The sequence below is a fragment of the Bradyrhizobium sp. CB1717 genome, from assembly GCF_029714325.1.
Taxonomy (GTDB): domain Bacteria; phylum Pseudomonadota; class Alphaproteobacteria; order Rhizobiales; family Xanthobacteraceae; genus Bradyrhizobium.
Genome location: NZ_CP121666.1, coordinates 1,076,654 through 1,095,840, shown reverse-complemented (window position 1 = coordinate 1,095,840; position 19,187 = coordinate 1,076,654). Strand labels below are relative to the sequence as shown.

The window sequence follows — 19,187 nt, the reverse complement described above, 5'->3', positions numbered from 1 at the left end:
CTGATGCGCCGGCCGACACAAAGTCTGAATGGAGGAAAAGATGGCTGAAACTCAGATCGAGTGGACGGATGCCACTTGGAATCCAGTCGCCGGCTGCTCGATCGTCACCGCCGGTTGCACTCATTGCTATGCCATGGAAATGGCGCGGCGCCTCGAGGCTATGGGTGTGGAGAAATATGCCAAGCTCACTCGCAAAACCGGGAAGCGCACGGTCTGGAACGGTGTCGTGCGGGAGGACCGCGAAGCGCTTTCGATTCCGCTCCGTTGGCGCAAGTCCCGCAAGATATTCGTAAACTCGATGAGCGACCTCTTCCATGAACGGGTGAGCGACGCCTTCATCAGCGACGTCTGGCAGGTCATGCGTGAGACGCCCCATCATCACTACCAGATTCTCACGAAACGTCCCGAGCGCATGGCTAAGCTGGTGGCCAATCGCATTGGCGAGATCTTGCCGAGTGTCTGGCTCGGCACCAGTATTGAGAACGCGGATGTGGTCGAACGCATAGGACACCTGCGCCAGGCACCGGCGGCCATACGGTTCATCTCCTTCGAGCCTCTTATTGGCGCCGTCGGTCCTGTCGACCTTCGCGATATCGATTGGGCGATCGTCGGCGGCGAGAGCGGGAAATCAGCTCGGCCTATCCGTGAGGAATGGATCGACGAAATACATCTGCAATGCTTGTCAGCAGGAACAGCCTTCTTTTTTAAGCAGTGGGGCACCTGGGGCAAAGACAATAAAAAGCGCTCAAAAAAAGCAAACGGACGCGAGTATCGGGGACGTACGTGGGATGAGATGCCCACCGTTCCCAGCGCTATTCCTTAAAGGCGTGAGCATCGAGGGATGGGGGCGACGTGGTAGAAACACCATGCGAATGGGCTGATGGTGCAAAGCTCGAAGAGCATTCCAAGCGCAAACACAAAATCCTGCGCGAATACGTCTTCGATTATCTTAGCGTCCGCTGCCGGCTGCCGCAGCAAGAACGATTTCGGCTTGCAATTGTGGACGGCTTTGCGGGCGGCGGACGATACCAGTGCGGCACACCTGGATCACCGCTGATATTCATTGAAGAATTGCAACGCGCTGTCGAGGCGGTAAACACACATCGGTCAGTACAAGGCCTTGGCGCGATCGAGGTCGAATGCCTTCTCATCTTCAACGATGTCGCGCCGATGCAAGCTGCCATCTCCCAGATGCCCGAAGCTGCACTTGCGCGTCGAGTATTTGAACGAGTTTTTCGAGGCCGCATACCCGCAGATCAAGACGCTACTTGAACAAGGGCGGTATCGGAGCGTCATCTTCAACCTGGATCAAGGCGGCGACAGTCATGTCGAGAGGGATACGCTCCTCGACATCATGCACTCCTATCCCGCTGCAGAAATCTTCTACACTTTTATGATCAGTTCGCTGCTCGCTTTCCTGCAGAAAAACCAGCCGGAACAGCTGAGAACACGACTTGCTCATCTTGGGCTGACGAGCGCGAGCATCGATGCGCTCAATAGCTTGATGAGCAAGAACGATTGGCTGGGAACTGCAGAGAAGATTGTCTTCGACGCCTTTCGCCTATGCGCGCCCTACGTCAGTCCCTTCTCGATCAACAATCCAGGCGGATGGAGGTATTGGTTGATCCACTTCGCCAACGCCTATCGGGCACGGCAGGTCTACAACAACATCCTTCATGACAATGCGAGCCTCCAGGCGCATTTCGGTCGCTCGGGCCTCAATATGCTGTCCTATGACCCCAGGCACGATGAGGGAATGCTCTACTTGTTCGACGCTAAAGGTCGAGCGTCCGCAAAGGACCAACTCTTGGGAGACATTCCACGCCTCGTGACGGAATCCGGCGATGCCATGTCCGTAATCGACTTCTACGAGAGCATCTACAACGTCACCCCTGCGCATGCAGAGGATGTTCATGCGGCGATCATCGAGAATCCGGATTTGGAGGTAATCACTCCAGCCGGCGGCGAGAGGAGGAAGGCAAATACGATCGGCGTCAACGATGTCATCAAGGTGAAAACGCAGCGAAGCTTCTTTCCGATGTTTCTGAACGCGGCGGCGAAAAAGAAAGGCAGCGAGGAGTGACTGCGCGACCCCGCCAAGATCCCGAATGGCGCGAGTTCGAGCGTTTGGTTGCGCGGATCGAGGCCGACGCCGGCCCGACCGGCATGGTCGTAAAGTCCCCCGACCGGATCAAATGCAGGGTCACGGGCCGGCTTCGCGAGGTCGACGCGAGCATCCGCACCAGAGCCGGGACTTCGGAGCTCCTCATCACGGTAGAGTGTCGGCGGAGAAGCAAGAAACAGGATGTCACCTGGATCGAACAGCTGGCGGCCAAACGCCAAGCAATCGGCGCAGACCGCACCATAGCAGTCAGTGCATCAGGTTTTTCGCCCGAGGCCGAAGCCGTAGCACTGCAGCATGGCATTTCGCTTCGGCGGGCGTCGGAATTCTCAGTCGCAGATATCAATCAGCTCTTGAAGCTGGATTTCGTGATCTTCTGGCAGATTTTGTTGCAAAAGTCGGCTGCAACGGATTTGGCCGTTGGGCCTTTCGTTGATAGCCGCGCTCTGAAGCGCTGGCCCTGACGCATTTTACGCAACTTCGACGCTACGCGATGCGCAGCGCCTGAGCCGGTGGCGGTCGCGCGACCAGCGATGCAAACCGCCTCAGGTTCTGGGCGATGGCCGCTAGAACAAACTCATCCTGGGCACCTCGCGGACCACGCAGTCGGAGCCGACCAAGCTTCAGGATGCGCTTCAAGTGTGCGAACCGCATCTCGATCTTCTTGCGCTGACGCCGAGACAGCTCGAAGCCCTCGGTGCCTGCGAGCGCCCGGGCAACGTCTCGGGCATGCTCATGGATATCGCGCGGGATCTTGCGTGATGGTTCTTTTGGGCAGCACTGCGGTTTGAGCGGGCATCCATCGCAGTCGAGCTTGTTTGCACGATACAGAAGGGTCTTGCCCTCGTGCACGGTACCGCTCGTCGCAAGCCGCTTGCCACCCGGGCAGTGGTAGACGTCGCCGGTCGGCTCGTATCGATAGGCGAGATTCACCTTCACTTCACGGCAGATCAGCCGTTCCGAGCGGATCGCAAAGACATACCCCGCGATCAGCATCCGGATCATCAGCTCCGGATCGATCGACGGGCGCCCCATCGATGTATAGTGAGATGCTAGTTCACCGCGAAGCCAGGACAGATCGAGAGCAGCATCGATCTTCCGCACCAGATGATCTTCAGGAACCGCGTCGCCAAGGCGAAACTCGTAGAACAGTTGACCTTGGTCACTCTTCAGACGGCCCATCATGGATCGACCTCGCCGAGATTCGCCTCAACACAACGGAATCACGCTTCGCGGCCCGTCTCAACCGACTTTTGCAACAAAATCGGCACAAAGCGTGCGCCTTTGCAGGGGGCGGTATTCAAACCTTTCGCCCGGACGAGCCTGGCACAACACCGCCGGATGAATTCGACTTCACTTTGCCGGAAGATACTGACTTATTCGCACCTATCTTTCGAAACGCAGACGACGGGTCCACTTGGTCACTCAATGATGTTTGGCAGGAAGTCCAAGCGGCACTGAATCCCTTCGGCGACATTTCGAAGGGTGCTCCGCCGATCATTCGAACCGCGCGTGTTCCATATTCCGGCAACGTGGTGATCGACCATGGCGGCAGCACTCATTTGCTGGGTCACGTTTTCCTCGGGGTGGCTCTTTGGGTCGAGCCAGAAATGATCCCTCTCGAAGATGCACAAAGAGTCGAGTACGGGTCGTCCGAAGCACCTGCAATTCAGCGCGTCGAGTTCGTTTCGAAGCGAACCCTGCCTCGAGATTGGCACATGTCGTTACAAATGCCCAAGGACTCAACCGATATCGCCGATCTCCGAACTGGCGGCAATTGGCCGGACAGCGAGGGATAAATCGTGAGCGTTCAAGACACACACCGGTCAGGCGAGCGCCGATCGGTCCCCAATTCAGACCGCTATCGCAATCCCGACAATGATTCTCGCGGACCATATTTGCTTGCCGATCGCACGGTTCATGGGGTGCGGCCACGCCTTCAATACGACTGGAGGGGACATCTTCCTCCGAACGGCCGGCACTGGCGATTCACTTTTGAACGGGCGCAAGCCGAAGACGCTAACGGCCGAATCGTGTGGCCGACCAACGGCGGCCGCCCCCGTTTGAAGCGCTATATTTCGGAACAACAGGAAGCGCTGCGCGACCAAGATGAAGCTCCGGGGGCAATCGTCGAACGTGCCTTGCGTTCCATGTTGCAAGCCTTAGCTCAGGAAATCGTTTGTAGCCCCGATTACCTGGTGCATGTCGAGTGGCGTGACCTCGAACGATTGCTGGGCGAGGTTCTTTCGGGATTGGGGTTCAACGTTCTGGTCACACGCCCGGGACGCGACGGCGGCTTCGATTTGGAACTGCGCTGCGTCGAGGCCGGCCAGCCTGTGATCTATCTCGTTGAGATCAAGCACTGGAAGGCGCCATCGAGACCGGGCTCCGACATTCTGGAGCCCTTCGTTGAGGTGGTCATGCCGTACGGCGCAAAGCCCTGGTCTTCTCTTATCCAGCTCCGGATACACCGTACCAGCCCTTTCCGGACGTACAGAAATCGCGGCAACTTGTTCGTCGCCAACAAAATTATCGCCCTCTGCCAGTCCTATGTCAGGCGTACGCTTGGAGCTTGGACGCCTACCGACACCCTCCCCCGTATTCTATTTGCGGATACCTTATAGCCGCCCGCGGCAAGGCGACGAAAAGCCAATAGTTAAAACCCTCGCGCCGCTCAAAACGAAGCGCAGTAACAAGAAGCAGCATGATGTTCGGACCGCAGCACCTCAAGCACGTCATCCAATACCTCGACGGCATCGACTACGCTTTATCTCAGCGGATGCTCCGCAAACACCCACCGGATGAACCGGCTCTTACCAACGAGCTTTGCGCCCTGCTCGATATAGAAACTCAGCGGAGCGAGGAAAATCTCCCCTATAGCCTAGACCAGCTCAACGCCGACCTTGGTTCCCTTGGCGACGGCCTCGGTTTCGAAGTCGTGCTCGATACGTATCCTCATAACACGGCGATGGAGCGCCACGTTTCCCAGTCCGATTTCGGTCTCGTGCTCTCTTATGAAAACAACATCCTTCCCGAAGAAAGCTGGTCCACGGCCTATCTCGTTCAGGCAAAGCGGCTTTTTCGTAACCCGAATTCTGGCGAGTACGACCAGCGGGCAAACTTCAAAGCCGTCGATGCGGAGCAACAAACCCGGCTCGACCGGCTCTCTTCGATTCTTGGCAAGGGCGCGCTCCTGTGCGGCCTCTATTGTCCTCAAACTCCGAAGATTCCGGACACGACCCGTACCCAAGTGCGCGCCCTTCACACGCGAAACTTAAGTGGCCAGATCTTCGATTTCGGAACCGGGCTGGCGCTAAGAGACACCTTGGTCAACAACGGCGGAATCGACGCCGGTATCTGGCTTCGATCGATGGAAGGTAAGCCCACGGGCTTTGTTAGTCTGCACGACGAGGCATTTCGTTCCGCTCTACCGTTTACCTGGTTCATCATCGAGCACTTTACTCCACGCTCCCATCATGGATCTTTCTCCGGCCTGATGCGAAGCGGTCCAATTCTGGCCGAGCCCCGGGACAATGACCGCGTCAGGCGCATCGTCACCGGAGACCAGCAGGCAATCCGCGACCTGATTGATGATGTACACGAGGAGGCCATAGCGCCCACCACAATCACCGTGCTTCCGCGCCACACGATCACCGTCAAGGTGAGTGTAGGAAAATTACTACCGCCCGATAGCGCGCGCGTTCAGATCGACTGAGCCGGACACCCAAGGGGCTACAAACTCGCGACATCGACACTCCGGACTTGTACAACGACACGATCAAGGTCAAAGCGCGCAGCTTTCACTGATCGTTCCAGCGCGTCCGCGCGTCAGTGTCCCCGCAGACCAAACTCCGCAATGATGGCGGGCCGAGCGGCGAGGAGGCGTTCAAGATGGCTCTCGGGGCACATCTCGATGCGCGGCGATGCGCCATTCGCATTGTGCTGTTCGATCCACGTCACAGCATCGGCGGTGAACCGCCCGCTGGTTGCTATGATCAGGACGTCAACTCGAGGATTGGGCCAAAGCGCCATTTGATCCTTCGTCGACGAGACCTCCGAGAGGCTCACCCTACGGCTCGTCCAATGCTTGCATTGGATCACGACACGAAGCCGCAGCGTGCCCGACAGCTCGTCTTGGATCACGCGCACCACCGATAGATCCCGACCTTTGTCAGGCGCTCGCGTCTGCATCAGCCACTCAGGATTCTCGTATCCCGGCGTGTCGCTGATGAGCGTGAAAATCAGGCATTCGAAAGCCTGGTCTTCGATTTTTGACCACGCCAATGCCGTCGTGATCGGCCCAGTTGGCCGCGCCGCGACCAAGGCCGACAAGTCCTCGACCTCAACGGGAACCGCCTCGTTGACGCCGTAAAGTCCCTTCCGCAAGGTGTTCTTTACGTCCGGCCAATCCATCGCTTCTATATCATGAAGGTCGCCGACATATCCAAAATGCATATGCCGCATCATGTCGGACCACCACCGCGCCGGCTTCTGCACGCTCGACCCGAGCAGCACTTCAATCTGCTTCGTGTGCTCACGGATGGCGCTCCATACGTCGCGATTAATTTGTTCCCGCGGATCTGCATCCGCGCCGACGCCCGCGCGAACGGCTCGGATGTCCGCATCGATCTGGTCGATCAAGCCGACGAGCGCATCACGGATAAGCGCCTTACGCGTGTTATTGAACCCGCAGCTCCATTCCCTGCCAGTCAAATCTTGCCGTCAGATTAAGTCGAAACTTCTACATCTTGCGGCTTCGGCTCGCGGATCACGAGGCGGCCATTCAAGGGCATCGCGGTCAGCAGGACGTTGAAGCCCTTGCTGTCCTCATGCTCCCAGGCGGCGCCGATCGTGGTCCAGAAGGCGTTCTCGCCTTCGCCGTCAACCGCTCCGCCCCTCGCGATAAGGTATTGCCCTCAATCCGCACAATCTCTCAGGCCCCCGAAATACCCGCCCGAAGAAAGCTTTTCGTTGGGACAAACGCTTTGCAGCGCCAAAGGCGCTTTGGGAGGTGCCCAACTTGGGCGCTGCTCGAGCAGGATGGCGCCGATGAGAGGCAAACCGTCGCTCGCAGCATCGAGTGCAGGCTGCTTAAACTCTAACCCCAGAGGAGCCAGCCCCTCCCTTCGCGAGCCGCCTAATCAGCCTCAAATCATTTGATGACGGACAACGGTTACGCCGCTTGTGCGGCGCCCGCAACCGGTCGGCTCTCTGCTGAGATGTTTCGTTGTCGTGCAACACTTCGAGGCTACAGACGCGAGCGATCGCCACGGCGCGGCGCGAGTTTCGCTGATGGTTCATGGATTTTGCTTTTAGCTCTGATGCCGGTAGCGGACTGGCTGCCGGGGTTCAGAAACCGTATTCGTGAACGGCCAATGTGCTTTTGGGGTGCGGACATGGACGCACCGTCCCCGCCGAACGGGGCTGTTAGAACGCAGGCCCATTGATGGCCACTGATGCTATCTTGGGTTTCTGAGACCCAAGCCTACAGTGGCATACAACCTAAACGTTTTCAATAGCCATTTTCTACTCGAGGCGCGACGAAACCACGCCCTCTCGTACAACGGTTGCAAGGCTCGACGCTGAAAGACACGTTGGTCGATAAGGAATGGCCTCGTGATCGCCTGGGTCTTCGTGCCCTCGGCTGCGCTCGGCCTTATCAAACTCGAATTGCTCAAGCTCCTCCCGCAACCGCAGACAACGAATCTACAAACCGTACTGCCGTGGCTCTACTGCACTTACGATCGAAAGCCCGACGCGGATATAGCCGTAAAAGACGGCGAACATGGTCAGTCCAAAGAGGTTCCGAACTCCTAATTCGCTGCGTCATCTCTGAAAAGAAACGCAGCCTGCTCGTCTTAGCAATTTTTGCCGGAGACCTATCACCCGGGGGACGTGATCAGACCCGCAGGTTTTCAGCGCTGCTCTTGCCACGCTTGGGGGCGACTTTGACTTCGTAAGCAATCTTTTGGCCTTCTGCCAAACCAGAGAGTCCAGCGCGTTCTACGGCGCTAATGTGGACAAAGATGTCGTTTCCGCCGTCATCTGGAGCGATAAATCCGTACCCCTTTTGGACATTGAACCACTTACCGTACGCTGGTGGGTAAGGGTGCCAGAAACAGAGCAACCGGCGTGCCGGACCGAAAATGCTGATCCTACAGGGATGGCGAGCATCGCGTCGACGACAATGGACGCAAAGCTGACAACCGCGTGCGACTGCCAACATTCTCAGGCTAGCTCAATCAGTTGGGATTACTCGAAGGCAGCACATGGCGGGTCGGTAGGTTCTGGAACGGCATGATGCGAGCGCCGTGCGCTGCAGTTGAAAGCGCTCGACCCGATTAGCTCGCATATAACCGGTTGTCTTAGACTGGTCGCGCAGCAAGTTGATGCCGGTGTCGTCGTATTCATCTGTGCCAGTGCCAGGTCGATCACACAATGTCCGCAACTCCACGCCGAGCCTCTGGACCCGCACCGGCGAGGCACACCTTTCTATCTCTATTGAAGCATTCACTGCGCAAATTCTCTGGTGGCACACTCATTGCTAGTTAGGTCCCAGATCCCTGCCGGGGAGAACGCGTTTGCGGCCGCCGGCGGACACCAGCCCGGCGCCGCACTGGTCATCAGGCGTGCCTGGATGCTGCGTCGCCAAGCGTCAGCTCACCAGGAGGACAAGCATGGGTTTCTATCAGACGGAGCCGTTTAACACGGCAAAAGCCAGCTTCATCCACGGACCTGACGGATTCGGGCTATTTCTGATCGAGGTTGAGGGTGATGCGCCGAACTTCACGACAGGAATTACCCTCGTGCGGATCCGCATTGGGTCGGCGGCCTGAGGATCGACGTAATGGGATGGACGGGACCGCTCGGTGATGGGTCCACGCCCTACGCGGTCAAGGGCAGCTTCCCCGGCCATTACGTGCCGCAAATCGTCGTCTCCGGCAGCAATGGCACGCGCCTGGTTGCGGTGAAGCTGATCCCGGCGGAAGAATCTGACGACTACGTGCGGCAGTTGGCCGGATGACCACGGTCGATCACCCGATCAACCTTCCTAAATGGGAAAGGACGCTCTATGCCCGATACGACAACCAAAGGCCGCGTCGGATTGTTTCACGCCTGCTATCAGATTGGCGAAAGCCGCCCCGGAGGCATAATCTTCAAGCTGGATCTGGTCGTCGACAAGCCGAACAGCCGGATCCAAGGTTTCGGCAGCATCACCCAAGCTGTTAATCCGCCGCTCGATGTCGCCACCGCCCTGCAAGGCAATTACAGCCAACTGCCGACGCTCCCGCCGGCGCCGACACTGCTTCTTGTGCTCCTTACCGGTTACCCGCCGATCCACTGGCCGAACCATGGCGGGCTTGGACCGGTGATTCTGCCCAACGTCGATCTGCGCATGACCCTGGTCCCGAACTGGCGATCGGGAACCGCCTCCTTACCGCTATCGCAGCGGCCACGGCGATTGGCAGGAGGTCGAGGCCGCGCCGGTCAAGCTGGTGTCTCCAGCCATCGCATGAACACATCTAAGCCGGGCCGGCAAGGCCCCTGCCCCGCATCGATGGCGCTTTTGGACGCAGCCAAGGGATTTCAATGATCCTTCGGGGGCTATGAATCCGCGGAACGAGAAGTCCCTCTGGTCCCCTGTCGCATTCGAGCGGGTTCGGGTCGCGGAGCCCTCCACATCATAGCCGCTGAAAACAGCCGCCCACCATCAAAGGCGGCTGTGATCGTCTTGCGCCTGACCGCTGGAAACAGGAAGGGCAGAATCGTATCGTCGACCATGGCCGGTGTGGTTGCCTCGATGATGTCAGCGCAGAATTGGTCTCAGCAACCGAATCCCACGTCCCATCAGCGGCTTACACCACACTCGCTAGCCACCCACAGGCCCTTCATGAATAAAGACGGGCTAGATACGGCCGAAAGCCGCCCACACCCCGTTTTCGCCGTCCCAGCTGCCGCGGCTCGCCGCCTTGGAGTACTCCGTGGCGCGCTGCTCGAAGAAATTGGCGTGCTCGACGCCATTGAGAATCTCGACGAGCCACGGCAGCGGATGCGCCTTGAGCTGTGTGAACCCGCCCTCCTTCGCCTCGAAGAAGCCGAAGACCGGGGCAATCCGGAGCTGGGTCAGTCGCCAGTCGGCGACGTAGCGGACGTAGGCGTGGATGTGCTCAGGCAGCATGCCCTCGATCTTGCCAAGGCCGAAGGCGAGCTCGACGAAGTTCTCCTCCAGGTTCACCATGGTCTTGGCGACGTCGACAATGTCGTCGCGGACGGAGCGCGTCACCGCGCCGGTTTCGCGGTGCCATTCGTGAAATAGCTTGATGATGCCCTCGCAGTGGAGACTCTCGTCGCGCACTGACCAGCTTACGATCTGTCCCATGCCGTTCATCTTGTTGTGGCGCGGGAAGTTGAGCAGCATGGCGAAGCTCGCGAACAAGGCCATGCCTTCGGTGAAGGCTCCGAACATCGCCAGGGTGCGGGCGACATCGGCCACGGTGTCGACGCCGAATTCGTGCATGTAGTCCGCCTTGGCGCGCATCTGCGCATAGCCGCGGAATGCCTCAAACTCGGTCTTGGGCATACCAAGCGTCTTGAGCAGCAGCGCATAGGCGTCGATATGAACCGTCTCCATATTGGTGAAAGCGGCCATCATCATCTGGACGGTGAGCGGCTGGAAGATCGGGATGTAGCGCTTGAGATAGTTGTCGCCGACCTCGATGTCCGACTGAGTGAAAAAACGGAAGATCTGGGTAAGCAGCGCACGCTCGTTGGCGGTGACGCGGTCCGACGCCCAGTCCTTGAGGTCGGTGCCGAGCGGCACCTCTTCGCCCATCCAGTGGGTCTGCTGCTGGCGCTTCCAGAACTCGTAAGCCCAGGCGTAGCGATCGACGTCATAGCTGCCGGTCGAATCAAGGAGGCCGACGCGCCCCTTGCCGATCAGCGTGCGCGGATCGACGGACGACAGATCGATCATTGACATGCGAGGCACTCCTCATAGTCGGTGCGCTGCGGCGCCGGCGTTGCCGTGTCATCCTCGGCAATCTTGCCGGCGAACGCCGCGCGCGAGATCGATTTTGAACGGCAGTAGTAGAGGCTCTTCACCCCACGCTTCCATGCCGTCCAGTGCAGCATGTGGAGGTCCCACTTATCGACGTCGGCCGGCAGATAGAGGTTGATCGACTGGCTCTGGCAAATGAATGGGGCGCGATCGGCGGCAAGCTCGACGATCCAGCGCTGGTCGACCTCAAAGGCGGTGCGAAGGATCGCTTTCTCGTGCTCCGACAGGATGTCGAGATGGGCGACCGACCCCTCGTGCGCGATGATCGACTGCCAGGTCGCCGAGGTGTCGGCGCCCTTGGCGGCCAGCACCTTGGCGAGATGCGGATTACGCACCGAGATGGCGCCGGATAGCGTCTTGTGGGTGTAGATGTTGGCCGGGATTGGCTCGGTGCAGGCGCTGGTGCCGCCGCAGATGATGCTTATCGAGGCGGTCGGCGCGATCGCTATCTTGTGGCTGAAGCGCGCCATCACGCCGCGTTCCAGGGCATCCGGGCACGGGCCACGCTCGCGAGCGAGCGCCACGGATGCCGCGTCGGCATCGCGACGGATTTTTCGGAACATGTTCAGATTGAACGACTTGGCCAGGACACTCTCCATCGGAATGCCCTTGGCCTGGAGAAACGAGTGGAAGCCCATGACGCCGAGGCCAACGGAGCGTTCGCGCAGGGCGGCGTAGCGGGCACGCTTCATGCCGTCCGGCGCCACTGTGATGAAGTGGGTGAGCACGTTGTCGAGGAGGCGCATGACGTCCTCGATGAAGCCGGGCTCCTTATTCCACTGGTCCCAGGTCTCGAGGTTGAGCGACGACAGGCAGCACACCGCGGTGCGCTCCTCGTCGCGATGATCGATGCCGGTCGGCAGCGTAATCTCGCTGCACAGGTTGGAGGTCGAGACCTTGAGGCCGAGCTCGCGCTGGTGCTTGGGGAGCGCGCGGTTCACGGTGTCGATGAACAAGAGATAAGGCTCGCCCGTCTGCAGCCGGTTCTCAAGGATACGTTGCCACAGCTGGCGGGCATCGATCTCGCGGACGACCTCGTTAGTCTTCGGGCTGCGCAGAGCGAACGTGGTGCCGGCACCCACGGCACGCATGAACTCGTCGGTGACGTTGATGCCGTGATGTAGGTTGAGGCTCTTGCGGTTGAAGTCGCCGGACGCCTTGCGGATCTCGAGGAACTCCTCGATCTCGGGATGGTGGATATCGAGATAGACCGCCGCCGAGCCGCGCCGCAACGAGCCCTGGCTGATCGCCAGCGTCAGGCCGTCCATGACGTGGATGAACGGGATGATGCCCGAGGTGACGCCGCCCCTCACTTTCTCGCCGATCGAGCGAACATTCCCCCAGTAGGTGCCGATGCCGCCGCCGTTGGAGGCAAGCCAGACGTTCTCGTTCCAGATGCCGACGATGCCTTCGAGCGAGTCCGACACCGAGTTAAGGAAGCACGAGATCGGCAGGCCGCGCGGGGTGCCGCCGTTGGAGAGCACCGGTGTGGCCGGCATGAACCACAGTCGAGACATCCCATCATACAGACGTTGGGCATGCGCAACATCGTCCGCGAAGGCGCAAGACACCCGGGCGAACATGTCCTGGAGGCTTTCGCCGGCGAGCAGATAACGGTCGGTCAGCGTCAGCTTGCCGAACGACGTCAGCAGGTTGTCGCGCGACCGATCGAGCGTGAGGTCAGACGGCCTTGGCGATGGCGCGAGGGGCCTTGGCAGCGGAGCCGGCGATGGCGGCGGCTGCACAAGACACAGCTCAGGCGTGGTAGGCTTGGCCTGCGCTGGGAGCGGCCGCACACTCGGCATCTCGATGAGATGACCATGCTGATCGAAATCGTAAGACGGCGACATCGGCAACCCCGCGATGTTTGAGGCTGGGGGCCGTGCGGACGACTTGCGAGGAGACCGGGCAAATATCACCAGTTGCAAGCAACCCACCGGGGCACCCCGCCCGAGGACGTTCGTTCTGTCGCGGCAGGTCTCCTGGCTCGCGGGTCGCTGCGGCTGTCGGCCTTCCCAGCGCTGTCGCGCCAGTGACCATGATGACAACCGCTCGCCGCTTACAGTTGCGGGGGCAGCCTCGGAATAGCCGTTGCCGGCGCACCGGGTTCCCTCTTAGCTTCCATCCTACGAGATGCGGGAATGGAAGACCGTGACGGGCTACATATAGGCGCCGCTCGCGGAGATTCGTCAAGGCGGCACCGTCAAGTTAACGAATTGGAGCAGCCCCAAGGTCGAGGTTCGGCGAGCGCTTGTCGTGGAGATCGCGCCAAGTCGCAAAGGCTCGCTCGCGCGAAGCACGACGGAAGTCGGCAGTGACGGCTCCGAGAGAGAGGATGTGGAAAAGGTTCGCGACCTGATCATGAACTGACAGAAAAGTTGAGCCTGACGGGACGATTTGAAACGCTTCATGATCCGATCGCGTCGCCTGTCACCCTTCCGGCGTTCGTGGTCTGGACTATCCCTTCACCCGGCGATGTCCGCTGTAGGTGCTTCCCGTCGAGTCTCTACTCCTCCCCCCTGGCAGGGGCTTGGCTCGGGATTGGCAATGAAGGTTTCCGCGACTTTGAGCAGTTCTGCTCCTCTTTCCCCAAGGGCCCCGCATCGGCCCATCTATACGGCGCATACGACCTCGGGGCAAAAGGACTAGAGTCTGTTCCGCTCACGGATTGAGCAGCCGAGCGTCAGGGCGTGTACTGTTGCCCGCCAGCATTTGATGCTAGTGAACAGCGGTTAATAAATCACTGAAAGTGCATTGCATGCCTTGGCGAGCAATGGAGTGCGAAGATCTTCCATCTGTGAACGCGATCGTAGATCGCGTTCACCTCAATTACCCTGAGGATGAGGCCGTATTCTCGGAGCGGCTTCGGCTTTACCCCGCCGGATGCTTCGTGCTTGAGCGCGAGGCGATTGGTGCTGCTGGCTATATTTCATCCATCCTTGGCACTTCAAAAGCCACCCGCTCTCAATGTCCTTCTAAAATCCGTACCCGACGCCGCATCCACATATTATATCCACGATATCGCGCTATTGCCCGAGGCGCGGTCTGGCGGCGCAGCGTCCGAGGTTGTGCGCAAGCTGATTAGCCACGCTAGGCGCGCGCACCTTCCAAACGTTTCCCTGGTTGCTGTGAACGGCTCAACGAGGTTCTGGGAGAGGAATAGCTTCCAGACGCTGGAAGACCCGCAAGTGAACGAGAAGCTTGCTAGCTACGACGAGCAGGCCAAGTATATGGTTTATCGCTTCTCATGATATTTCTGTAGCGGCTGTTAGAACACTACCAACAAGTCGCATTGGGTTTGGGCATAGCCGCCCCAGAGACCGCGCTGCGCACTACGATGACCGAGCCCCGGGATGAGGAGACCGAGCAAGGCCGGCAGGCTGACCAGGGAAGGCGAAAGCTTCCAGAATACGTTGAACCGCACGATCTTGAAGAGGAATAGCAAGAGCAGCCGCACAACGAAAGTGTTGATGATCGGGACGCCCATCACGAGGCTCCCGTATTTCGAGGAGCCGGCACCTCGACATAGGCCCAGATGAAGGCGAGTGGGCAGAGGGCAAAGCCGAAGAACAAGGTAATCCAGCCCGCGGCGATCACCGCCTGAGCATAGGGATGGTTGCGCGTCTTTGCGATGTGCCCTCGTGCTTCACCTGAAGGAGGAAGAAAAACCAAGACTGCGAGACCAGCGCATCGTCTCCGCCTATTCCGATCCTTACGTAGTTTCTGGAAATGATCTAAATCAATGATTGCTAGCTTGAGATACGAGCAGCGCGCCAAGATTATCCGGCTGCCCGTCCCCCGTGTGAAGGAGCGCTTCCGTTCTGGCGAAGATCAATATGTCGTGGCGACCGGGCCACCCCAGCGGTAGTTCACGCGGACCAAACCGATATCGACGTCCTGACCGATACGGGCAGTCCCTGCAAAAGCGCCCACCGGAGCACCTACGATTCCTGTTGAAAAGAAGAAGTCTACGTCCCGATGCCCCATGAACAGGTGGTCGTACTCAACGCCGATGGACCAGTTCGGAGCGAAGCCAAATTCAAGGCCCGCTCCTACTGTGCCGCCCCAACGGGTTTCGCTGCCGTTGTCGATGGTCAGCCCAGTCGCAAAATCGGAGACCCGGTATTTGTCGCGGACAACCGCCGCGCCACCTTTCACATAAAGCAGCACGTTATTCCAGGCATAGCCGACTTGTCCCGTGAACAGGCCGAATGCATCAAGCTTGGAGTTGTCCTGGACGCCTGCAAGAGCGAGGTTCGCGTTGGAGCCCTTGAAATCGGCCCAGTTGCCCTGCGCCTCCAGGCCGAACATCGAGTTCGCTATTTGCCAGCGATAGCCGATTTGACCGCCGACCGTGCCTCCCGTCGCATTATGGCACCCCATGGTGACGGGCGGAGCGACGATCACGCCGCCGGCATTAAGCAGGTCCCAGCACTGATGCGCGGAGCCGCCGCCGCCGTTAATGCCGATGTAGAAGCCGCTCCAATCATAGATTGGAATGACCGCCGGGGGCGCTTTGACGTAGGGTCGCGCGGCCAGATCAGCGGCAGAGGCAGGAGCGGCTAGTGCGATGAAGGCTACCGTGCCCAGCAGAACTTTTTTCATTCTCTAAACCCAGCTTCGTATCGACTTCCTTGACGGTGTATTAACGAGAATTGCCATGTGACCATCTTCTCCATCAATTCCCAAGGTTGGTAGTTGACTGGGGCGCAAGCGTTGCCCGAGCATCCGGAGAATGGCCAAAAGTGCGTGTCTGGCCGGTAGCGGATGCTGTGGCCCGCAAAGCGGCGGCTTCATCGCCCAACAACGCAACGTCGTACTGGTTGGCGGCACCGGCACAGGCAAAACCCACCTGGCCCTTGCCATCGCCAGAAGCTGCATCCGATCCGGTGCCCGCGGCGCTTCTTCAACGTAGTCGACCTCGTCATTCGGCTACGTTTGGACTAGGCGGTCGCAGGGATGTTCGCCTGGTTCATCACCCGCGCGCCGCTGGGATGAACGAGGCCGGGCCATCCCAGCCGAAACCCATCGCGCCGTCTTTAGGCGTGTCCCTCATGGCGATCTGTCCAAGCTACGTGAGTATGGCGGCGCCCGCATCGACCCACCTAGCTCATCCCGCCGGATTGCATAGCAAGCCATTAGCGCTGGTTGGCGGCGAGGTCGCAGCATGAGCAGCGTCGGATCATTAGTCGACCGTGAAGAACGTTGATCATGAGGTCTGTTGACGGGATGACCAGGCGCCGGCGAACAGGAAGGCGCAGCAGATCCGGACAAACAAAGTCGTGAGCCAGAGGATCAGAAGCCGGAAGTTGTAGCCCGCGGCGGCAAGGACCGCGTTGGGGGCGTCGCCGCGGGTGCCGGCGAGATGATTTCGGTTCATCCGGTGCTCATTCTTGAGATGGCCTATCACCGGTTCGACCGCGGATCGGCGTCGGAAGGCGCGTTTGATTGCTGCGGTCACGCCACGCTTCTGGCCGGCGACATAGACCTTGAAGATCTTGTCTTTCGGCGCGTTGTGACCGCGATAGCCAGCATCGGCAACGATCCTGGTCAGGCAAGCGCCGACGCTGGCCTCGATCTCGGGAATGACAGTCGCGAGCGTGTGTCCGTCATACGGATTGCCCGGCAACGCTTTCACATGGGCGACAAACTGGCCGCCCTTGCAGCGATCAACGGGCGTGGCGACACTCACCTTCACGCCGAACTCGTAGGGCTTGTGAGCTTTTCCCTTACCGATGCATTCGACCTCCGGCGCGTGCAACGAATAGATTTTCTTGCCGCGCTGCCGTTGCCGCTGTTCGCGGACCTGCCGGGCCAGCGACAGCGGCAACGCAAAGACGTCCTCCAGCTGCGGCCGATCCGCGATCTTGCGACCAATATCGCGGATCACGCGGCCCAGCATGGTCCTAATCGTGCGCAAGGCGCGGTTCGCCCGATTGAAGTGCTTGGCGTGGGCGTAGCGCTGATGTCGGATCAGTGCGATCTTGCCGACGCGGACGTAGGATTGGCGCAGCTCCGCACCAACCTCTCGCGCGCCCGATGCATCAGTCGAGCATCGGTCGGGAATGCGATCGCCTTCTCCTGCACCGTGGTGTCGACGATGACCTGGGTGAAGTCGGTGGGTTTCGCCGCGCCCAGCCGCACCGCGGCAGAGAGGCTCTCCTGAACCAATACCGCAAGGCGATCCTCGCCCATCCGTTGCCGCCAGCGCGTCAGTGAGGAGCGGTCGAACACCAGCCGGTGCTGGAAGAACTCTTCGCCGCAAAGCAGCTGATAGTAGGGATTTTCGACCCAGCGCTCGCACAACCCTTCGTCCGAGAGGTCGTGCATGTGCTTGAGGATGGCGAGCCCAACCATCAAGCGGGTCGGCAATGGCGGCCTGCCGGGATCATCGTCATAGACCGCGCCGAACCGGTCTTCGAGGAACCGCCAGTCGATCGAGCCCGACAGTCTGACCAGCGCATGGTCCGGATCGACGATTTGATCGAGCCTCGCCTTGAACAGATCGTTCTGTCCGCTCTCCCGCCGCGCCTTCGGCCGCATTGCAATTGCCCGTCGTTGATTAGCCCGCCGCGACAGAATCACAGCGATCGCCCAAGAGCAATTTGCAAGAAACTGCGGGCTCACCCGCCGAAATCCTGCGAACAGAACCATGTCTGTTCGCCAAAAATCGATTCTCTCTCAACGGCTTGCGTGTTCTTCACAACCGACTCATTACTAGACGACCGATTCCATAAACCCGGCATCCGCGGAACTGGAAGCGTGTTCGTGGATTCCTCGTTTGAGTTTGTCCGAACGAGGATTGATATCATGGCAACATGGCGGCACGCAGTCGAGTTGGCGATGACCGAGGCGGAGATTGAAACCTTAACGGCTCTTTCGCGGTCGCGGACCGAGCCGGCGAGCCGGGTATCGCGGGCAGCGATGCTGCTGGCTTACCGCGAGAATCCGTCGTTCTTCGCCGTGGGACGAGGACTTGGCTTGCATCATCAGACGGTCCAGCGCTGCGTTGAGCGGGCGGTCGCCTATGGCACGCTGGCGGCCCTCGACGACCGGCCGCGACCGGGCAAGGAGCCGGTGATTACGCCGGAGGCCAAGGCCTGGCTGGTGTCTTTGGCGTGCGATAAGGCCAAGGAGCACGGCTACCCGCACGAGCTGTGGACGACGCGGCTGCTGGCCCGCCATGCGCGCGAGCACGGCCCGGAAGCCGGGCATCAATGTCTTGCCAATCTGGTCCAGGGCACGGTGTGCAAAATTCTCGGCCAAGAAGAAATCAAGCCGCACAAGGTGCGCTACTATCTGGAGCGTCGCGACGCCGAGTTCGAGCAGAAAATGGCGGAGGTTCTGTGTGTCTATCGCGAGGTCCAGGTCCTGAAGAAGGCCGCAGCCAGGTCGAAGAACGCCAGGTCGAAGAAATCGGGAAAGCCGGTGGCGATCGTCTCCTACGACGAAAAGCCGGGGATTCAGGCCATCGCGACGACGGCGCCGGATTTACCGCCCGTGCCAGGCGTCCATCCGGCCTTTGCGCGCGATTTTGAGTATCGACGCCATGGCACGCTCAGCCTGTTGGCTGGAATTGATCTGCTAACCGGAAAGGTCCACGCGCTCGTCAAGGACCGCCACCGCAGCCGCGAGTTCGTCGAATTCCTCAAGCTTCTCGACGCGACCTATCCGGCCAACACGGCGATCAAGCTGATCCTCGACAACCATTCCGCACACATCTCGAGAGAAACCAAAGCCTGGCTCGAGACACGACCCGTAGGCCGCTTCGAATTTACGTTCACGCCTAAGCACGGCTCCTGGCTCAACCTTATCGAAGGCTTCTTCTCCAAGTTCGCCCGCTCCGTCCTGCGCCACATCCGAGTGACATCGAAACACGAACTCAAGGAGCGCATCATGGAAGGCATCGATGACGTCAATCGGCACCCGGTCATCCACACATGGTCCTACAAGCTCGCCGAGGCGGCCTGATATGATTCGAACCATGAAAACGCTGACCTAGAGCGT

At 59.5% G+C, this 19,187-nt stretch carries 21 protein-coding genes, 3 pseudogenes and 1 riboswitch; of the genes and pseudogenes, 14 read left to right on the top strand and 10 right to left on the bottom strand.

The genetic code is table 11. The features are described from left to right. Positions 1-40 precede the first annotated feature (40 nt). Genes QA649_RS05185 through QA649_RS05170 form a run of 4 tightly spaced genes read left to right on the top strand, consistent with a single transcriptional unit; the run spans position 41 to position 2,586 of the window. A complete protein-coding gene (locus QA649_RS05185) occupies positions 41-823 on the top strand; it encodes a DUF5131 family protein (protein ID WP_283023240.1) in 783 nt (260 codons plus the stop codon). A 29-nt stretch (positions 824-852) separates the two neighbouring features. After that, the gene (gene tcmP / locus QA649_RS05180; RefSeq protein ID WP_283023239.1) at positions 853-1,272 is read left to right on the top strand and encodes a three-Cys-motif partner protein TcmP; all 420 of its coding nucleotides are present in this window, start codon (positions 853-855) and stop codon (positions 1,270-1,272) included. Beyond that, complete coding sequence (gene tcmP / locus QA649_RS05175; protein WP_283023238.1) at positions 1,208-2,083, top strand: three-Cys-motif partner protein TcmP; 876 nt, start codon at positions 1,208-1,210, stop codon at positions 2,081-2,083. Before tcmP (QA649_RS05180) ends, tcmP (QA649_RS05175) begins: the two co-directional genes overlap by 65 nt. Continuing rightward, a complete protein-coding gene (locus QA649_RS05170) occupies positions 2,080-2,586 on the top strand; it encodes a restriction endonuclease (protein ID WP_283023237.1) in 507 nt (168 codons plus the stop codon). Before tcmP (QA649_RS05175) ends, QA649_RS05170 begins: the two co-directional genes overlap by 4 nt. Before the next feature lie 22 nt (positions 2,587-2,608). Here QA649_RS05170 and QA649_RS05165 read toward each other — a convergent pair whose 3' ends face one another. Then, positions 2,609-3,307 (bottom strand): transposase, encoded by a 699-nt coding sequence (locus QA649_RS05165; RefSeq protein ID WP_283023236.1) that lies wholly within the window; start codon positions 3,305-3,307, stop codon positions 2,609-2,611. A 68-nt stretch (positions 3,308-3,375) separates the two neighbouring features. Here QA649_RS05165 and QA649_RS05160 point away from each other — a divergent pair, with 68 nt between their 5' ends. The 3 genes from QA649_RS05160 to QA649_RS05150 all read left to right on the top strand — a co-directional run bounded on the left by QA649_RS05160 (position 3,376) and on the right by QA649_RS05150 (position 5,837). Then, positions 3,376-3,921: a hypothetical protein gene (locus QA649_RS05160; protein ID WP_283023235.1), complete on the top strand. Its 546-nt coding sequence runs from the start codon at positions 3,376-3,378 to the stop codon at positions 3,919-3,921. Positions 3,922-3,924: 3 nt separating this feature from the next. Next, positions 3,925-4,746: a restriction endonuclease gene (locus QA649_RS05155; RefSeq protein WP_283023234.1), complete on the top strand. Its 822-nt coding sequence runs from the start codon at positions 3,925-3,927 to the stop codon at positions 4,744-4,746. An 80-nt stretch (positions 4,747-4,826) separates the two neighbouring features. Then, positions 4,827-5,837, top strand: coding sequence for a hypothetical protein (locus tag QA649_RS05150; RefSeq protein WP_283023233.1), 1,011 nt, complete (start codon positions 4,827-4,829; stop codon positions 5,835-5,837). Between the two features lie 113 nt (positions 5,838-5,950). Here the strand turns inward: QA649_RS05150 and QA649_RS05145 are convergent, their stop codons facing one another. Further along, a complete protein-coding gene (locus QA649_RS05145) occupies positions 5,951-6,763 on the bottom strand; it encodes a restriction endonuclease (RefSeq protein WP_283023232.1) in 813 nt (270 codons plus the stop codon). Between the two features lie 975 nt (positions 6,764-7,738). Here QA649_RS05145 and QA649_RS05140 point away from each other — a divergent pair. Then, complete coding sequence (locus QA649_RS05140; protein ID WP_283023231.1) at positions 7,739-7,939, top strand: hypothetical protein; 201 nt, start codon at positions 7,739-7,741, stop codon at positions 7,937-7,939. Positions 7,940-8,021: 82 nt separating this feature from the next. On the opposite strand, the gene QA649_RS05135 is transcribed toward QA649_RS05140, so the two are convergent. Next, positions 8,022-8,249, bottom strand: a complete 228-nt coding sequence (locus QA649_RS05135; protein ID WP_283025971.1) for a cold-shock protein — start codon at positions 8,247-8,249, stop codon at positions 8,022-8,024. A gap of 550 nt (positions 8,250-8,799) precedes the next feature. Here QA649_RS05135 and QA649_RS05130 point away from each other — a divergent pair. From QA649_RS05130 to QA649_RS05120, 3 genes are read left to right on the top strand one after another with little or no spacing between them, the layout of a single operon-like run. Then, entirely contained in the window at positions 8,800-8,958 is a 159-nt protein-coding gene (locus tag QA649_RS05130; RefSeq protein ID WP_283023230.1) for a hypothetical protein, read from the top strand. An 11-nt stretch (positions 8,959-8,969) separates the two neighbouring features. Beyond that, positions 8,970-9,146, top strand: coding sequence for a hypothetical protein (locus QA649_RS05125; protein ID WP_283023229.1), 177 nt, complete (start codon positions 8,970-8,972; stop codon positions 9,144-9,146). Positions 9,147-9,194: 48 nt separating this feature from the next. Continuing rightward, on the top strand, positions 9,195-9,716 hold the full coding sequence (locus tag QA649_RS05120; protein ID WP_283023228.1) for a DUF1842 domain-containing protein: 522 nt from the start codon (positions 9,195-9,197) through the stop codon (positions 9,714-9,716). A 312-nt stretch (positions 9,717-10,028) separates the two neighbouring features. On the opposite strand, the gene QA649_RS05115 is transcribed toward QA649_RS05120, so the two are convergent. The 3 genes and pseudogenes from QA649_RS05115 to QA649_RS05105 all read right to left on the bottom strand — a co-directional run. Then, positions 10,029-11,102 carry a ribonucleotide-diphosphate reductase subunit beta gene (locus tag QA649_RS05115; protein ID WP_205680580.1) on the bottom strand — a complete coding sequence of 358 codons (1,074 nt, stop codon included), beginning with the start codon at positions 11,100-11,102 and terminating at the stop codon, positions 10,029-10,031. Further along, positions 11,093-13,030, bottom strand: coding sequence for a ribonucleoside-diphosphate reductase subunit alpha (locus tag QA649_RS05110; RefSeq protein ID WP_283023227.1), 1,938 nt, complete (start codon positions 13,028-13,030; stop codon positions 11,093-11,095). Before QA649_RS05110 ends, QA649_RS05115 begins: the two co-directional genes overlap by 10 nt. Before the next feature lie 104 nt (positions 13,031-13,134). Continuing rightward, a riboswitch (cobalamin riboswitch) is annotated at positions 13,135-13,349 on the bottom strand. Between the two features lie 39 nt (positions 13,350-13,388). Next, positions 13,389-13,609, bottom strand: a pseudogene (locus tag QA649_RS05105) (hypothetical protein); the annotation flags it as partial. Between the two features lie 483 nt (positions 13,610-14,092). Here QA649_RS05105 and QA649_RS05100 point away from each other — a divergent pair. Continuing rightward, positions 14,093-14,431: a GNAT family N-acetyltransferase gene (locus tag QA649_RS05100; RefSeq protein WP_283023226.1), complete on the top strand. Its 339-nt coding sequence runs from the start codon at positions 14,093-14,095 to the stop codon at positions 14,429-14,431. A gap of 17 nt (positions 14,432-14,448) precedes the next feature. Here QA649_RS05100 and QA649_RS05095 read toward each other — a convergent pair whose 3' ends face one another. The 3 genes from QA649_RS05095 to QA649_RS05085 all read right to left on the bottom strand — a co-directional run bounded on the left by QA649_RS05095 (position 14,449) and on the right by QA649_RS05085 (position 15,785). Further along, positions 14,449-14,667, bottom strand: a complete 219-nt coding sequence (locus QA649_RS05095; RefSeq protein ID WP_283023225.1) for a hypothetical protein — start codon at positions 14,665-14,667, stop codon at positions 14,449-14,451. After that, positions 14,667-14,852, bottom strand: a complete 186-nt coding sequence (locus QA649_RS05090) for a DUF3302 domain-containing protein (protein ID WP_283023223.1) — start codon at positions 14,850-14,852, stop codon at positions 14,667-14,669. Before QA649_RS05090 ends, QA649_RS05095 begins: the two co-directional genes overlap by 1 nt. A gap of 159 nt (positions 14,853-15,011) precedes the next feature. After that, on the bottom strand, positions 15,012-15,785 hold the full coding sequence (locus QA649_RS05085) for an outer membrane beta-barrel protein (RefSeq protein WP_283023222.1): 774 nt from the start codon (positions 15,783-15,785) through the stop codon (positions 15,012-15,014). A 181-nt stretch (positions 15,786-15,966) separates the two neighbouring features. Here QA649_RS05085 and QA649_RS05080 point away from each other — a divergent pair. Then, positions 15,967-16,115 (top strand): annotated as a pseudogene (locus tag QA649_RS05080) (ATP-binding protein); the annotation flags it as partial. 274 nt (positions 16,116-16,389) lie between these two features. On the opposite strand, the pseudogene QA649_RS05075 reads toward QA649_RS05080, so the two are convergent. After that, positions 16,390-17,723, bottom strand: a pseudogene (locus tag QA649_RS05075) (IS5 family transposase). A 300-nt stretch (positions 17,724-18,023) separates the two neighbouring features. Here QA649_RS05075 and QA649_RS05070 point away from each other — a divergent pair. Further along, positions 18,024-19,151, top strand: a complete 1,128-nt coding sequence (locus tag QA649_RS05070; protein WP_283023221.1) for an IS630 family transposase — start codon at positions 18,024-18,026, stop codon at positions 19,149-19,151. Positions 19,152-19,187 lie beyond the last annotated feature (36 nt).